Origin of the sequence: Streptomyces sp. NPDC057002 (genome assembly GCF_042673825.1) — a bacterium.
Taxonomy (GTDB): domain Bacteria; phylum Actinomycetota; class Actinomycetes; order Streptomycetales; family Streptomycetaceae; genus Streptomyces.
The window spans coordinates 305,381-320,008 of record NZ_JBHURZ010000006.1 but is presented as its reverse complement, the minus strand read 5'-3'; the positions used below and the strand labels follow the sequence as shown (position 1 = coordinate 320,008).

Sequence of the window (14,628 nt, the reverse complement as noted above, 5' to 3'; positions counted from 1 at the left end):
CGCGATAGTGGGTCCCGCAGATCAGCACCCGTCCGCTCAGACGTGAAGGTGGCCGCATGCCCGGCGAGCAGCCCCAGTTGTACGAGACCCTCGACGAGCGGTTCCGGAGCGGTCGGTGTCAGGCCGGGGACTCGCGGCTGGAGGTGTTGTACGAGGGGTGCCGGTGGGCCGAGGGGCCGGTGTACGTGCCCGCCGGGCGGTATCTGCTCTGGAGCGACATTCCCAACGACCGGCTGCTGCGGTGGGACGAGACCACCGGGGCCGTCGGCGTCTTCCGCTCCCCGGCCGGGTATCCGAACGGCAACACCCTGGACGGGCAGGGCCGGCTCATCACCTGTGAGCAGGGCAATCGGCGGGTGACCCGGACCGAGCACGACGGGTCGGTCACCGTGATCGCCGAGCGGTTCCGGGGGAAGCGGCTCAACAGCCCGAACGACGCCGTCGTGAGGTCCGACGGGTCGGTGTGGTTCTCCGACCCCGAGTTCGGGATCTCCAGCGACTACGAGGGCCATCGGGGCGAGAGCGAGATCGGCGCCCGGAACGTCTACCGCGTCGACCCCGGCAGCGGTGAGGTGCGGCTGGTGGCCGACGGGTTCCAGGGCCCCAACGGGCTCGTGTTCGACCCCGGCGAGCACCGGCTGTACGTGTCGGACAGCCTCGCCAACCACATCCGCGTCTTCGACGTCCAGGGCGACGGCACCCTGACCGGCGGCGAGGTCTTCGCCGAGTGCGCGAACGGCAGCTTCGACAACATCCGGTTCGACGACGCGGGGCGGCTCTGGGCCGGGGCCATGCACGGGGGCGTGCACTGCTACGACCCCGACGGCACCCTCCTCGGCCGCGTCCTGGTCCCCGGCACCGTCGCCAACATCCGGTTCGGCGGCGCCCGGCGGAACCGGATGTTCATCGCCGCCGACACCACCCTCTACTCCCTCGTCATGTCCGTCACCGGGACCCCTCCCCTGCCGCCGGCCCGCCCCTGAGCCCGCAGCGCCCCCTTCAGGACCTTCCCGCTCGCGTTCCTCGGCAGTTCCGCCACGAACTCCACCGCCCGCGGGACCTTGTAGTTCGCCATCTCCCGGCGTGACCAGGCGATCAGGTCGTCCCCGGTGACCAACGCCCCCGGCCGCCGTACGACGTACGCCCTGCCGACCTCCCCGAGCCGGGCGTCCGGTACGCCGATCACGGCCACGTCGGCCACGTCCGGGTGGAGGCCCAGGAGCTGCTCTATCTCGGCGGGGTAGGCGTTGAAGCCGCCGACGATGAACATGTCCTTGAGGCGGTCGGTGATGCGCAGGTTGCCCTCGATGTCCAGGACGCCGATGTCGCCCGTGCGCAGCCAGCCGTCCTCCGAGAGCACCTCGGCGGTGGCCGGGGCGTCCTCGTAGTAGCCGGTCATGACGTTGAAGCCGCGGACCAGGACCTCGCCCGGCGCCCCGGGGCCCGGCAACCCGCCCTCGGGGTCCACGACCCGTACCTCCGTGCCGGGGATCGCCCGGCCCGACGTCGACGCGATCACCGTCGGGTCGTCGCCGCGCCGGCACATCGTGACGACGCCGCCCGCTTCGGAGAGGCCGTACGCGGTCAGGACCGTGCCGACGCCGAGTTCGGCGCGCAGGCGCTCGACGAGTCGCAGCGGCACCACGGCCGCTCCCGTCACCACCAGGCGCAGGGCCGACAGGTCGTGCGCGTCGCGTGCCGGGTGGTCCAGGAGGGACTGGAGGAGGGTCGGAGGGCCGGGCAGCACCGACACCCGTTCGGCGGCGATGTTGGCCAGGACCGTGTTCACGCCGAACACCGGCTGGGGGATCATCGTCGCGCCCCGCATCAGACAGGCGATCACCCCTGCCTTGTAGCCGAAGGTGTGGAAGAAGGGGTTGACGATGAGGTACCGGTCGCCTTCCGTCAGGCCCGCCAGCTCGCTCCAGATGTCGTACGCCCGCAGCGTCTGGGCGTGGGTGATGACCGCTCCCTTGGGGCGGCCCGTCGTGCCCGAGGTGAAGATGATGTCCGAGGGCCAGGAGGCCTGTATCGCCCTTGCCCGGTCCCGGACATCCCCCTGGCCCACGCCCTCTCCGCTCGCCAGGAAGTCCTTCCAGGTGAGGAAGCCGGCCGGAGCGTCCTCGGAGAGCACGACCGCGCGCTCCAGGGCCGGCAGGCCGGGCAGCGGTCCGGCGCCCGGGCCCTCCCCCGCCGCTCGCCGCAGCGACGCCACGTACGACGTGCCGAGGAACGTGCCCGTCACGAACAGCAGCCGCGCCCCGCTGCGCCGCAGGACGTCCGCCGCCTCGGCGCCCTTGAAGCGGGTGTTGAGGGGGACCAGTACGCCTCCAGCCGACACCGCGCCCAGTGCCGCGACGATCCAGTCGAGGGTGTTGGGCGCCCAGATGCCGACCCGGTCGCCCGGACCGACCCCGTTCGCCAGGCAGGCCGCCGCGGCGCGCTCCACGCGTGCGCCCAGTTCCGCGTAGGTGATCCGGGTGCGGCCCTCGACGACCGCCTCGACGTCCGCGTACCGCTCGGCCGCCGCCCGGACCAGGTCCGGGACGCTCTCCCATGCCGTATCCGCTCGCACCGCACGCCTCCAGCAGTAGCCGGCACTTACAGCTGACTTCGCAGCTGACCCCATAGCTGACTGGTCGTCAGATTAGCTGTAATCTGACGGCCTGTCAGCGACCGTCCGTCGTTCGGGCCCGGAGGTGCGCGCACCATGCCAGCTGGATCGGGGAGCCTCAAGGACGCCACCGCCATCGTCGGGATAGGCCAGACCCCCTTCGCCAAGCGACTCCCCGAAGACGAACGCACCCTGGCCTGCCGGGCCGTGCTGGCCGCACTCGACGACGCCGGGATCGCGCCCGGCGAGGTCGACGCCCTCGCCTCCTACACCATGGAGGAGACGGACGAGGTCGAGCTGGCCAAGGCCTGCGGCTTCGGGGACCTCACGTTCTTCAGCAAGGTCGGGTTCGGGGGCGGCGGTTCGTGCGCCACGGTCGCCCATCTCGCCACCGCGATCGCGGCCGGGCAGGCGAGCGTCGGGGTCGCCTGGAGGTCGCGCAAGCGGGGCAGCGGGCCCCGGCCGTGGACCGACACCACCGTCCAGCTCCCGACTCCGGCCCAGTGGACCCGGCCGTACGGGCTGCTCAGGCCCGTCGACGAGATCGCCATGCTCGCCCGGCGCTATATGCACGAGTACGGGGCCACCCGCGACCACCTGTTCAACGTCGCCCTGGCCTGCCGCAACCGCGCCAACCAGAACCCCGCCGCGATCATGTACGACCGCCCCCTCACCCGCGAGATGTACATGACGTCCCGCTGGGTCAGCGAGCCGCTCTGCCTCTTCGACAACTGCCTGGAGACGGACGGGGCGCTGGCCTGTGTGGTCGTCTCCGCCGAGCGGGCCCGGGACTGCCGCCGGAGACCCGTCTACGTCCACTCCGCCGCCCAGTCGCTCCCCGCCCAGCACCACGGCATGGTCAACTACTGGAACGACGACCCCCTCACCGGCCCCGCCTGGAGTGCCGCCCGGCATCTGTGGAAGCACTCCGACCTGGCCCCCGAGGACGTGGACGTCGCCCAGATCTACGACGCCTTCACTCCCCTGGTGCTGCTCTCCCTGGAGGGCTACGGCTTCTGCGGGCGCGGCGAGGGCGGGGCGTTCACCGAGGGCGGCGCGCTGGAGACCGGAGGGCTGCTGCCCGTGAACACCGGCGGGGGCGGCCTGTCCGAGGCCTATGTGCACGGCTTCAACCTCATCAACGAAGGGGTGAAGCAGCTGCGCGGGACCAGTACCGCTCAGGTGCCGGACGCCTCCGTCTGTCTGGTCACGGCGGGTGAAGGGGTGCCGACCTCCGCCCTTCTGCTGAGGAGTTGAGATGCTGCGTCCGGTCACCGACCCCGACGGCGCCCCCTTCTGGGAGTACGCCGCCCGGGGCGAGCTCCGTGTCCAGGCCTGCGCGGGCTGCGGCGAACTCCGCTTCCCGCCCCGGCCGTGCTGTCCCCACTGCCAGTCCTTCGAGGCCGAGTGGCGCCCGGTCTCCGGCGGCGGCCGGGTCTGGTCGTACGTCGTGCCGCATCCGCCGCTGCTGCCGGGCTATGCGGAGCTGGCGCCCTACAACGTGGTCGTCGTCGAGCTGGACGAGGCGCCGCGCATCCGGCTCGTCGGCAATCTGGTCGTCGGGCCCGGTGAGCCGATCGGCTCGTTGCCGGTGAAAAGCATTCGCATCGGGGCCCGTGTGCGGGTCGTCTTCGACGAGGGCCTGCCGCGGTGGGTCCTGGAGCGGTCATGAGCAGCGTGCTCGTCAGCGCCGACAAGGACAGCGGGGTCGCCGTCGTCACCCTGAACCGGCCCGGCCGGCTCAACGCGATCGACCTGGAGATGGCCGGGCGACTCGCCGATGTCTGGCGGGAGTTGCGGTTCGACGACACCGTACGGGCTGTCGTGCTCACGGGCGCCGGGGAGCGTGCCTTCTGCACCGGCATCGACCGGGACGCCGTGGTGCCGCAGCCGAACTCGCCCTACGCGCAGGACGATCCGCTGCTCGGGGTCGGGCCGAAGGCGAACGACCTGTGGAAGCCGGTCGTCGCCGCCGTGCGCGGGATGGCCTGCGGGGGCGCCTTCTATCTGCTGGGCGAGGCGGAGTTCATCGTCGCCGACACCACCGCCACCTTCTTCGACCCGCACACCACGTACGGCATGGTCAGCGCCTACGAGTCCGTCCTCATGGCGCAGCGCATGCCGTACGGGGAGGTCGCGCGGATGGCGTTGACGGGGACGGCGGAGCGGATCTCCGCGCGGCGGGCGTACGAGGTCGGGCTGGTTTCCGAACTCGCGCCGGAGGGCGGAGCGCCGGCGGCGGCGATCGCCTGTGCCGCCGTCATCGCCGGGCATCCGACGGAGGCCGTGCAGGGGACCGTACGGGCGTTGTGGGCCGCGACCGAGGCGGGGCGGGCTCAAGGGGTCGCGCAGGCGCCGCATCTCATCGCACTCGGGAACGCGGCGGGTGAGCGGCAGGCCCGGCTGTTCGCTGGGCGGGGGCGGGCGTACCGGTTGCGTGAGTAAAAATCGTTTACTCCTACACGCGTATGCTCGACCCGTGGTTGAGCATCGGATGATCGACGTGAACGGCATACAACTGCACATCGCGGAGCAGGGCGAGGGCCCGCTCGTGGTGCTGCTGCACGGTTTTCCGGAGTCCTGGCACTCCTGGCGGCACCAGTTCGGGCCGCTGGCCGAGGCCGGTTTCCGGGTGGTCGCGCCCGACCAGCGCGGGTACGGCGGCAGTGACCGGCCCGAGGACGTGTCCGCGTACAGCATCTTCCATCTGGTGGGCGATGTGGTCGGGCTGATCCACGCGCTGGGCGAGGAGCAGGCGTTCGTGGTCGGGCACGACTGGGGGGCGCCGGTGGCCTGGCACACCGCGCTGCTGCGGCCCGACGTGGTGCGCGGGGTGGCCGGGCTGAGTGTGCCGCCGCCCTTCCGTGGCGGGCAGCCGCCGCTGAAGACCATGCGGGAGCGGTTCGGCGGGCACTTCTACTGGAACTACTTCGAGGAGCCGGGCGTCGCGGACGCCGAGTTCGGCGCCGACACCCGCACCGCCCTGCGCAAGCTGCTGTACTCCGCCTCCGGTGACGCGCCGAACGCCGGGCGCCCGGAGCAGGCCCTGGTCGAGGACCTGGGGCGCGGCTGGCTCGCGGACGCCCCGAACCCCGAGGTGCTGCCCGACTGGCTCACCGAGGCGGACCTCGACACCCTCACCGAGAGCTTCGAGCCGGGCTTCACCGGCGCGCTCAACTGGTACCGCAACCTGGACCGCAACTGGGAGCTGACCGCCCCCTGGCAGGGCGCGGTGGTGTCCTCGCCGGCGCTGTACGTGTACGGCGACCGCGACTTGGTCCCGGCCTTCCCCGGGACGCCCGAACTGATCGAGGCGCTGCCGGAGTTGATGCCGAATCTGCGGCGCAAGCCGGTCGTGCTGCCGGGGTGCGGCCACTGGACGCAGCAGGAGCGGCCCGCCGAGGTGAACGAGGTGCTGATCGACTTCCTGACGGAACTGCGGGGCTGAGAACCCCTGAGACGCGGGGTCGCGCGGCCGGCCTCACCGCCGCCGGCCGCCGGGCCCGGACCGTCCGTCACGGCCGGCCACCGCGTGGCGACCGGCGCGTACCCGGCGTAGCGTCTTGGGTGAGAGCGGTGATCGGACCGCTCCCCGAAGCGACGGCCGCCGTCTGGAACCCTTCCGTGCGCCGGTACGACGGCCGTCCCGGACTCGTCACGCGGTGCGCGCCGTGCCCGTGCCCTTCTCCGCGTCCAGCGCGTACACACAGCGGTCCTTGCTGCACGCGTACACCACCCCGTCCCGGACGACCGGGGAGCCGGTGATCTCGCCGCCGGTGGCGAGCTTCCAGCGCAGCCGGCCGTCATCGGCCTTGAGGGTGTAGAGGAGATGGTCGGTGGAGCCGAAGTGGATGCGGCCCTCGGCCACCGAGGGGGCGCCGACGATGTCGCCGCCCGCCTGGAAGCGCCACTTGGGCGTGCCGGTGACCGCGTCGAGGGTGTAGAGGCCCTTGCCGCTGCCCACATGGACATGGCCGGCGGCGACCAGGACCGGTTCGACGGAGGCGCGGGACTCGGTGGCGATGCGCCAGCGGTCGCGGCCGTCGGTGGCGTCGAGGGCGTAGACCGTGCCGAGGTAGTCGGCGAGGTAGACGCCGCCGCCGGTGACGGCCGGGCCGGGGACGAAGGTGGGCGGGGAGAGGAAGACCGCCGGGGCCTCGAAGTGCCACTTCACATGCCCGGCGGCCACGTCGAGGGCCATGACGCGGGTGCCGGCGCAGACGTACACGTATCCGTCGGTCGCCGGGGTGATGCGGACCGGTACGCCGCCGCAGGAGGCCGCGTCGCCGATCGGGTACGACCAGCGCTCGTCGCCGGTGCGGGCGTCCAGGGCGCGCAGCCGGGCGTCCTGCCACACGTAGACCGTGCCGTCGTGCAGGGCGGGTCCGGCCTCGGGGGACTCGAAGTCGGTCTGGCAGCCGGTGATCTCCCAGAGCTTCTGTCCGGCCGAGGCCTCCCAGCCCTGGACGCCGCCGCCCCGGGTGCCGGTGACGACGGTGCCGCGGCCGGCCTGGAGCGCGTAGACCCAGGCGTCCGTCTGCAGGCGCCACAGGTCGGCGCCCTCCCTGGCGTCCAGGGCGAACAGCGTGGGCCCGTCGGAGGCGTGGATACGGCCGTCCGCGACCGCCATGGACCAGGCGACGTCCCGGGTCTTGAAGCGGCGGCGGCCGGTGCCCACGTCCAGGGCGTGCACCTCGAAGGAGGTGACGTAGACGAGGTCGTCGGCGACGGAGGGGGTGCCCCAGACGTCGTTGGACATACGGAAGCGCCAGGGCCGCCAGCCGCTCGCCTCGGGCGGCGCGACCGGGGCCGGGGGCGCGACGGCAGGGCCCACGGCGGGGTCCGTGCCGTTGACGCCGGGGCGGGGCTTGGACCAGGAGGCGGCGAGGGCGGCCTCCGGAGGGGGTGCCTTGACGGCGGCGGCACGGACGTCGGCGACGCGCGGGCCCGGGCCGATGGGCACTTGGGCGCCGGCCAGCCGGACGGGGCCGGTGTCGGGGCCGCCGCCCGCGGGAGCGGCCACGGAAGCGGCGACGGAAGCGGGCGCCGGGACGACGGGGTCGTGCGAGGGCGGGGGCGGGATGGGCGCCGGGCCGGGGGCCGGGGCCGGGGCGGGGCGTCCGCCGCCGCTGCGGCCGGCGCCGGGGGCGGGCTTGCCGGCCGGGCGGCCGTTGCGGCGGGACTCGATCAGGCCCACGGCACGCTCGGGCAGCCACGCGGAGGCGGTGCCGCTGTCGTCGGAGCCGGAGCCGAAGAGGTGGGGAGCGAGCTGGGCCTGGAGGTCGGCCGGGTTGGGGCGGCCTGTCGCCTCCATCTGCATACAGGACTCGATGAGCGGACGCAGCTCCTCCGGGAGGCCCTCCAGGTCCGGGCCCTCGCGCAGCAGCATGAAGACCGTCTCGACCGGGTTGGCGCCGTGGAAGGGCGGGTGTCCGGTGGCGGCGAAGACCAGCATGGAGCCGAGGGAGAAGACGTCGGAGGCACCCGTGACGCTGCGGGAGTCCTTGGCCTGCTCGGGGGACATGTAGGCGGGCGTGCCGACGGCGACGTTCGTCATCGTCAGACGTGTGTTCGATACGCCGGAGGCGATACCGAAGTCGATCACCCGGGGGCCGTCCTCGACGACGAGGACGTTGGAGGGCTTGAGGTCGCGGTGGACGAGCCCCGCACCGTGGATGGACTGGAGCGCCTCGGCCACACCCGCCGCGAGCCAGCGCACCGCCTGGGCCGGGAGCGGCCCGCAGTCGTTCACTATCTCCTCGAGGGAGGGCGCGGGGACGTAGGCGGTGGCCAGCCAGGGCACGGCGGCGCGCGGGTCGGCGTCCACGACCGCGGCCGTGTAGAAGCCGGAGACCGCGCGGGCCGCCTCCACCTCACGCGTGAAGCGGACCCGGAACAGCTGGTCCTCGGCCAGCTCCGTGCGGACGGTCTTGATCGCCACGCGCCGGCCCGACGCCGAGCGCGCGAGATAGACCAGCCCCATGCCGCCGGCACCCAGCCGTCCCAGCACCTCGAACGGCCCGATCCGCCGCGGATCGTGCTGCGTCAGCTGATCCACCACTCTGCCTGCCACCTCCCCGTACGAGCCGCGCCAAGCCACATGTTCCACGCGACCCCGTGCAGCGTCTCACCACCGCACCGCCATGGCGGCACGCACCCCGATTCTTCCTGGCCGGAGCCGTGGTGGCGAACCCGGCGACGAATAGGGTGTCTCAGTACACACAGGGGCAAAAGATGACCATAGGGTTCCTGGTCAGCGGCGCAGCAGCGCGAAGGACGCCCCCTGATCGTCCGTGACGACGGCCACCGTGCCGTACGAGGTCTCGAACGGCGGGATCTGGACGCGGCCGCCGAGCCGGGTGACGTCCTCCAGCGCGGCCGGTACGTCCTCGACGGCGAAGTGGACGAGGAAGTGGGGCGGCATCTCGGCCGGGAAACGGTCGGTGACGGGGGCGCGGCCGAAGTCGGGCTCGGCGTCCGGCCCGAACAGGGCCTCTTGGAAGAGATCGCCGTAGAAGTCGTTGGCCGCCTCGGTGTCCCGCGTGTACAGCTCGGCCCAGGCGAAGGTGCCCGGCTCGCGCCGTGTGCCGAAGCCGGGGTGCTCGTCCGGCTGCCACAGGGCGAAGACGGCCCCCTCCGAGTCGGTGACCAGGGCGGTGACGCCCAGGTCGCCGGCCTGCACCGGCGCCGAGACGACCTGCCCGCCGGCCGACCGGACGCGCCTCACCAGGGCCACGGCGTCCGGGGTCGCGAAGTACACGGTCCATACGGTGGGCAGCCGGCCGTCCACCTTGCGGACCAGGGCGGCCACGGGTTCGCCGTCCTTCAGCGCCTCGGTGAAGGAGCCGAACCACTCGTCCTCGAAGGTCCACCCGAAAAGTTCACCGTAGAACCGCTTGCCCGCCTCGACGTCGCGAAGCTGCGCGTCCACCCAGCAGGGGACGCCCTCTGCGTACACCGATGCCCTGTTTTCGGCCATGCGGCCAACGTAACCGCGACGACCGCAGCCCGCAGACCAGGCACACCGGCCTCCGCGCTCCCTCACACCCCATTTGCAGTCGGCCGAATCGCGCCTCGATCCCGCCTCGGTAAGCTGACGTCATGACAGGACAAGTGCGTACCGTCGACGGCCGTGTGGCCGGCCGGCGTGGGCAGGCGACCCGGCAGAAGCTGCTCGACTGCCTCAGCGAGATGCTCAGCTCCTCCCCGTACCGGGATGTCAAAGTCATCGATGTCGCCCGGAAGGCGGGCACTTCGCCCGCGACCTTCTATCAGTACTTCCCGGACGTCGAGGGCGCCGTCCTGGAGATCGCCGAGCAAATGGCGACCGAGGGCGCCGCGTTGACCGAGCTCCTGGAGGGCCGCTCCTGGGCCGGCAAGGCCGGCTGGCAGACGGCGCAGGAACTCGTCGACGGGTTCCTGGAGTTCTGGCGCAAGAACGACGCGATCCTCCGGGTCGTCGATCTCGGCGCCGCCGAGGGCGACAAGCGCTTCTACAAACTCCGTATGAAGATCCTCAACTCGGTGAACAACTCCCTCGCGGACGCCGTCGCCGAGCTCCAGGCCAAGGGCAGGGTCGACAAGGACGTCAACCCGGCGGCCGTCGCGGGCTCGCTGGTCGCGATGCTCGCGGCCGTGGCCTCGCACCAGAAGGGTTTCACCTCCTGGGGCGTGAAGCAGGCCGAACTGAAGCCGAACCTGGCGCTGTTGGTGCACCTGGGCGTCACCGGCAGAAAGCCGACGAAGTAGCCGTCGGCGCCCATGCGCCTTCGGCCCTTTTCCCTTCCCAAGTCCTGTCTGGCAGGCGGCGGTCCACCCGGGTGGACCGCCGCCTGTCGCGCTTTCCGCCGTCGTGTGCTTCTGCCTTCTCTATGGCTTCTACCTTCGTGCGATCCTGAAGAGCCGTATCTCGCGCGCCACCCGCGCCTGGTACGCGGCGTACGGCGGCCAGAACTCCAGCACCGCCTTCCACGCCGCCGCCCGCTCCTCCCCCTCCAGCAGCCGGGCCGTGACCGGGATGTCCTGGCCCTTCCAGCTGATCTCGGCTCTCGGGTGGGCCAGCAGATTGTGGCTCCAGGCGGGGTGCCCCGGGCGCCCGAAGTTGGACCCGACCAGGATCCAGCCGCGCTCACCGTCGCCCTCCGGCATACAGGCCAGCGGCGTCCGGCGGGCCAGCCCGCTGCGCGCCCCGGTGGAGGTCAGCACCACACCGGGCAGCATCTGCGCACTGAGCAGCACCTTTCCACGGGTGAGCCGGTGCACTGCCCGGTCCAGGGCCGGGAACACATGGGGTGCCACCCGCGCGAACCCCGGGGTGGAGGACACCTTCTGCACGAACCGCACGCCCCTCATCGGCCGGCCTCCTCGAAGACATGCGCCGCGTCGGCGGCCCGCGCCCGCAGCCGGTGCACCGGCCCGAACAGCAGCTCGTCCCCCGCGGCACGCTTGAAGTACAGCTGTGTGTCGTGCTCCCAGGTGAACCCGATTCCGCCGTGCAGCTGGATCCCCTCGGCGGCGGCCCAGCGCAGGGCCCCCAGCGCCTGGGCGAGGGCGAGGCCGCCGGCCTTCTCGCCTTCGCCGGCGACACCGGCCCAGGCCGCGTAGTACGCCGCCGAGCGGGCCGCCCGCACCTGGACGTACGCGTCGGCAAGCCGGTGCTTGACCGCCTGGAAGGAGCCGACCGGCCGCCCGAACTGCTCACGCCGCCCCACGTACTCCACGGTCCGCTCCAGCACCCGGTCGGCGGCCCCCACGGCCTCGGCGGCGAGACAGACGGCGGCGGTGTCGCCGAGCCGGGCGAGGGCGGCGAGGACGTCGTCGCCCTCGCGTCCCAGCAACTCGGCTTCCACGTCACGGAGTTGAACGCGCGCTTGCGGGCGGGTCGCGTCCAGCGCGGTCTGCCGGGTTCGGGTGAGCCCGGCGGCGTCCGCCCGTACGAGGAAGAGCAGGACGCGGGAACAGGCGAACCCCCCGGTGTGCGCGGCGACCAGGAGCAGCCCGGCGCTGTGCCCGTCGAGGACCTGCCCGGCCTCCCCGTACAGCCGCCAGCCGCCGTCCGTCCGCCGGGCCTGCACTCCCCCGGCCCGGCCGCCACCGGCCCACGCCCCTTGCGGGTCGTGCCCGGTGAGCGCGAGGGCGGTGGTGAGGGCGGTCCCCGGTACGGCGAGGGCGGCGGTTAGGGCGCCGGAGGCGATGCGCGGGAGGAGGTCGGCCCGCTGGGCGTCGGTGCCGAGGGCGAGGAGCAGCGGGGCCGTGAGGACGGCCGTGGCGAGCAGGGGCGAGGGGGCGAGGGCCCGGCCCGTCTCCTCGCAGGCCAGGGCCAGCTCGGTGACGGAGCAGCCGACACCGCCGTAGGTCTCGGGGAGGGCCAGCCCGGGGAGGCCGAGCTGCTCGGCGAGGGCGGTCCACAGGGCCGGGTCGTGTCCGGCCGGGGTGTCGAGGGCGGCCCGCAGTTCCACGGGTCCGCACCGCTTGTGGAGGAGCTCGCGCAGCGTGCGGCGGATCTCTTCCTGTTCGGCGGTGAGGCGGGCGTCCATGGGGGTACCTCCGCATCTGACGGTGCGTCATATTAGGGCGCCGGGGCGGGGATGCCCAGAGTCCCGGCGCTCCCTCCCAGGGCCTTATCTGATGTACCGTCAGATTCATGGTTGCCCGGAGGAAAGTGGCCGTCGTCGGCGTGGCCCTCTCGGACTGCGGCCGCGTGGACGACGCGACCCCGTACGCCCTGCACGCCCAGGCGGCCCGTCGCGCCCTGGCCGACGCGGGCCTGGACCGCTCGCTGGTCGACGGCTTCGCCTCGGCGGGCCTGGGCACACTGGCCCCCGTCGAGGTCGCCGAGTACCTGGGGCTGCGCCCCACCTGGGTCGACTCCACCTCCGTCGGCGGCTCCGCCTGGGAGGTCATGGCGGCCCACGCGGCGGACGCGATCGCGGCCGGGCACGCGCGCGTGGTGCTGCTCGCCTACGGCTCGACGGCCCGCGCGGACGTGAAGGCGGGCCGCCGCACCGGGACGCTGTCCTTCGGCACCCGCGGCCCCCTGCAGTTCGAGGCCCCCTACGGCCACACCCTGATCGCCAAGTACGCCATGGCGGCCCGCCGCCACATGATCGAGTACGGCACGACGATCGAGCAGCTCGCGGAGGTGGCGGTCCAGGCCCGGGCCAACGCAGCCCTGAACCCGGAGGCGATGTTCCGCGCCCCGGTCACTCTGGACGAGGTCGCCTCCGGCCCGATGATCGCGGACCCCTTCACCAAGCTGCACTGCTGTGTCCGTTCCGACGGCGGGGCGGCGGTGCTGCTGGCGGCGGAGGAGTACGTACCGGACTGCCGTACGGCACCGGTGTGGGTGCTGGGCAGCGGGGAGCACATCAGCCACTCCGCGATGTCCGAGTGGCCGGACTTCACGGTGTCGCCGGCGGCGGTGAGCGGACGACTGGCCTTCGATCGGGCGGGCGTACGGCCCTCGGAGATCGACTTCGCCGAGATCTATGACGCGTTCACCTATATGACCCTGGTGACGCTGGAGGACCTCGGGTTCTGCGCGAAGGGCGAGGGCGGGGCGTTCGTGGAGAAGGGCCGGCTGCGGGTCGAGGGCGGCGAGCTGCCGGTGAACACCGACGGGGGCGGCCTGTCGGCCCAGCACCCCGGGATGCGAGGTCTGTTCCTGCTGGTGGAGGCGGTACGGCAGTTGCGGGGCGAATGCGGCGACCGACAGGTTCGGCGCGCCGACGGCTCCCTGCCGCAGCTGACGGTGGCGTCGGGGACGGGGGGCTGGTTCTGCTCGTCGGGGACCGTGGTGCTGGGGGCGGGGTGAGGGAACACAGGCGCCGGGGCCGGTGTTGGGTTCGTCAAAGGATCTGAGCGAGCCGCTGGAGGAGACCCGGAATGGCCCTGACCCGCGAAGAACGCGAACAGTTCCTGTCCGAGCCGCACATCGCCGCACTCGCGGTCGACGCGGGGGCGGGCCGTGCCCCGCTCACGGTGCCGATCTGGTACCAGTACGAGCCCGGCGGCGACATCTGGATCATGACCGGCCTCGACTCCCGCAAGAACGAGCTGATCAGCAAGGCGGGACGGTTCTCGCTGATGGTGGACCGGCTGGAACCCACGATCCGCTACGTGTCCGTCGAGGGCCCGGTCGTCGACACGGCCCCCGCGACCCTCGAGCGGCTCCGGGAGCTCTCGGCCCGCTATCTGCCGTCCGACAAGGTCGACGGCTATGTCGACTTCGCCTGGAAGAACCACGGAGAACAGCTGGTGCTGCGGATGCGGCCGGAGCGGTGGGTGTCGTCGGACCTGGGACAGGTGTGACGCACACCCCCGGGTGACAATCGGCCCATGGCACCCGATCTTCACGAGCTGCTGAGGTCACTGCGCGTCTGGGACCCGCAGTCCACGCACCTGCCCCCCTTCGACCCGACGGCCGCCCCCGCGACCCCGCTGCCGCTCTTCACCGAGTGGTTCGCGGCGGCGGTGGCGGCCGGGCAGACCGAGCCGCACACCATGTCCCTGGCAACCTCGGACGAGTCCGGCCTGCCCGACGTACGGATCGTCATGCTGCACGGCGCGGACGAGACCGGCTGGTCCTTCGCCTCCCACGCCGGCAGCCGCAAGGGCCGGCACCTCGCCGCCCGCCCGTACGCCGCTCTCGCCTTCTACTGGCCGGCGCTGGGCCGCCAGGTCCGGGTCCGCGGCCCGGTGACGGCGGCCCCCTCCGCCGACGCCCAGGGCGACCTCCACGCCCGCTCGACGGGCGCCCTGGCAGCCGCGCTGACCGGCCGCCAGAGCGAGCTCCTGGACTCGGTGGAGGACCTGACCCGGGCATCCGAGGCGGCCTGGGAACGGGCCCGCAGCGAGCCGGAGTCACCCGTACCGTCCTGGACCCTGTACCGGCTGCGGCCGGAGGAGGTCGAGTTCTTCCAGGGCGACAGGCAGCGACGACACGTACGGCTGCGCTACCGGCGCGGGGACGGGGAGGGGTGGGTGCGGGAGCTGCTGTGGCCTTGAGGGACCCG

General features: G+C 72.7%; 14 protein-coding genes. 9 read left to right on the top strand and 5 right to left on the bottom strand.

What is annotated here, in order from left to right; translation table 11 throughout:
- Positions 1-56: 56 nt before the first annotated feature.
- Entirely contained in the window at positions 57-983 is a 927-nt protein-coding gene (locus ACFT32_RS29680) for an SMP-30/gluconolactonase/LRE family protein (RefSeq protein WP_382495391.1), read from the top strand.
- Here ACFT32_RS29680 and ACFT32_RS29675 read toward each other — a convergent pair.
- Complete coding sequence (locus ACFT32_RS29675) at positions 926-2,575, bottom strand: FadD3 family acyl-CoA ligase (protein WP_382495390.1); 1,650 nt, start codon at positions 2,573-2,575, stop codon at positions 926-928. The genes ACFT32_RS29680 and ACFT32_RS29675 overlap by 58 nt on opposite strands.
- 135 nt (positions 2,576-2,710) lie before the next feature.
- Here ACFT32_RS29675 and ACFT32_RS29670 point away from each other — a divergent pair, with 135 nt between their 5' ends.
- The 4 genes from ACFT32_RS29670 to ACFT32_RS29655 are packed head-to-tail and all read left to right on the top strand — an operon-like array spanning position 2,711 to position 6,062.
- Positions 2,711-3,871 carry a lipid-transfer protein gene (locus ACFT32_RS29670; protein WP_382495389.1) on the top strand — a complete coding sequence of 387 codons (1,161 nt, stop codon included), beginning with the start codon at positions 2,711-2,713 and terminating at the stop codon, positions 3,869-3,871.
- A gap of 1 nt (position 3,872) precedes the next feature.
- The gene (locus ACFT32_RS29665) at positions 3,873-4,286 is read left to right on the top strand and encodes a Zn-ribbon domain-containing OB-fold protein (protein WP_382495387.1); all 414 of its coding nucleotides are present in this window, start codon (positions 3,873-3,875) and stop codon (positions 4,284-4,286) included.
- Complete coding sequence (locus tag ACFT32_RS29660; RefSeq protein ID WP_382495385.1) at positions 4,283-5,059, top strand: enoyl-CoA hydratase/isomerase family protein; 777 nt, start codon at positions 4,283-4,285, stop codon at positions 5,057-5,059. The genes ACFT32_RS29665 and ACFT32_RS29660 overlap by 4 nt, the downstream gene beginning before the upstream one ends.
- Before the next feature lie 49 nt (positions 5,060-5,108).
- Positions 5,109-6,062: an alpha/beta fold hydrolase gene (locus tag ACFT32_RS29655; RefSeq protein ID WP_382495926.1), complete on the top strand. Its 954-nt coding sequence runs from the start codon at positions 5,109-5,111 to the stop codon at positions 6,060-6,062.
- A gap of 207 nt (positions 6,063-6,269) precedes the next feature.
- On the opposite strand, the gene ACFT32_RS29650 is transcribed toward ACFT32_RS29655, so the two are convergent.
- Entirely contained in the window at positions 6,270-8,675 is a 2,406-nt protein-coding gene (locus ACFT32_RS29650; protein ID WP_382495383.1) for a PQQ-binding-like beta-propeller repeat protein, read from the bottom strand.
- 192 nt (positions 8,676-8,867) lie between these two features.
- Complete coding sequence (locus ACFT32_RS29645) at positions 8,868-9,593, bottom strand: VOC family protein (RefSeq protein ID WP_382495381.1); 726 nt, start codon at positions 9,591-9,593, stop codon at positions 8,868-8,870.
- Positions 9,594-9,715: 122 nt separating this feature from the next.
- On the opposite strand from ACFT32_RS29645, the gene ACFT32_RS29640 reads away from it, so the two are divergent.
- Positions 9,716-10,363 (top strand): TetR family transcriptional regulator, encoded by a 648-nt coding sequence (locus tag ACFT32_RS29640; RefSeq protein WP_229873153.1) that lies wholly within the window; start codon positions 9,716-9,718, stop codon positions 10,361-10,363.
- A 129-nt stretch (positions 10,364-10,492) separates the two neighbouring features.
- On the opposite strand, the gene ACFT32_RS29635 is transcribed toward ACFT32_RS29640, so the two are convergent.
- Positions 10,493-10,966 carry a nitroreductase family deazaflavin-dependent oxidoreductase gene (locus ACFT32_RS29635; protein WP_382495379.1) on the bottom strand — a complete coding sequence of 158 codons (474 nt, stop codon included), beginning with the start codon at positions 10,964-10,966 and terminating at the stop codon, positions 10,493-10,495.
- Complete coding sequence (locus ACFT32_RS29630; RefSeq protein ID WP_382495377.1) at positions 10,963-12,150, bottom strand: acyl-CoA dehydrogenase family protein; 1,188 nt, start codon at positions 12,148-12,150, stop codon at positions 10,963-10,965. The genes ACFT32_RS29635 and ACFT32_RS29630 overlap by 4 nt, the downstream gene beginning before the upstream one ends.
- A gap of 107 nt (positions 12,151-12,257) precedes the next feature.
- Between ACFT32_RS29630 and ACFT32_RS29625 the strand changes: the two genes are divergently transcribed.
- The 3 genes from ACFT32_RS29625 (at position 12,258) to ACFT32_RS29615 (ending at position 14,620) form a co-directional block, all read left to right on the top strand.
- On the top strand, positions 12,258-13,427 hold the full coding sequence (locus ACFT32_RS29625; RefSeq protein ID WP_382495375.1) for an acetyl-CoA acetyltransferase: 1,170 nt from the start codon (positions 12,258-12,260) through the stop codon (positions 13,425-13,427).
- A gap of 71 nt (positions 13,428-13,498) precedes the next feature.
- A complete protein-coding gene (locus tag ACFT32_RS29620) occupies positions 13,499-13,924 on the top strand; it encodes a pyridoxamine 5'-phosphate oxidase family protein (RefSeq protein ID WP_382495374.1) in 426 nt (141 codons plus the stop codon).
- A gap of 27 nt (positions 13,925-13,951) precedes the next feature.
- Positions 13,952-14,620 (top strand): pyridoxal 5'-phosphate synthase, encoded by a 669-nt coding sequence (locus ACFT32_RS29615; RefSeq protein WP_382495372.1) that lies wholly within the window; start codon positions 13,952-13,954, stop codon positions 14,618-14,620.
- The last annotated feature ends 8 nt before the right edge of the window (positions 14,621-14,628 follow it).

Bases quoted from the DNA above. Each gene is read 5' to 3' on its own strand.
- ACFT32_RS29630 (WP_382495377.1), bottom strand. From the start codon at position 12,150: ATGGACGCCCGCCTCACCGCCGAACAGGAAGAGATCCGCCGCACGCTG.
- ACFT32_RS29625 (WP_382495375.1), top strand. From the start codon at position 12,258: ATGGTTGCCCGGAGGAAAGTGGCCGTCGTCGGCGTGGCCCTCTCGGAC.
- ACFT32_RS29680 (WP_382495391.1), top strand. From the start codon at position 57: ATGCCCGGCGAGCAGCCCCAGTTGTACGAGACCCTCGACGAGCGGTTC.
- ACFT32_RS29615 (WP_382495372.1), top strand. From the start codon at position 13,952: ATGGCACCCGATCTTCACGAGCTGCTGAGGTCACTGCGCGTCTGGGAC.
- ACFT32_RS29640 (WP_229873153.1), top strand. From the start codon at position 9,716: ATGACAGGACAAGTGCGTACCGTCGACGGCCGTGTGGCCGGCCGGCGT.
- ACFT32_RS29620 (WP_382495374.1), top strand. From the start codon at position 13,499: ATGGCCCTGACCCGCGAAGAACGCGAACAGTTCCTGTCCGAGCCGCAC.
- ACFT32_RS29660 (WP_382495385.1), top strand. From the start codon at position 4,283: ATGAGCAGCGTGCTCGTCAGCGCCGACAAGGACAGCGGGGTCGCCGTC.
- ACFT32_RS29655 (WP_382495926.1), top strand. From the start codon at position 5,109: ATGATCGACGTGAACGGCATACAACTGCACATCGCGGAGCAGGGCGAG.
- ACFT32_RS29665 (WP_382495387.1), top strand. From the start codon at position 3,873: ATGCTGCGTCCGGTCACCGACCCCGACGGCGCCCCCTTCTGGGAGTAC.
- ACFT32_RS29635 (WP_382495379.1), bottom strand. From the start codon at position 10,966: ATGAGGGGCGTGCGGTTCGTGCAGAAGGTGTCCTCCACCCCGGGGTTC.
- ACFT32_RS29645 (WP_382495381.1), bottom strand. From the start codon at position 9,593: ATGGCCGAAAACAGGGCATCGGTGTACGCAGAGGGCGTCCCCTGCTGG.
- ACFT32_RS29670 (WP_382495389.1), top strand. From the start codon at position 2,711: ATGCCAGCTGGATCGGGGAGCCTCAAGGACGCCACCGCCATCGTCGGG.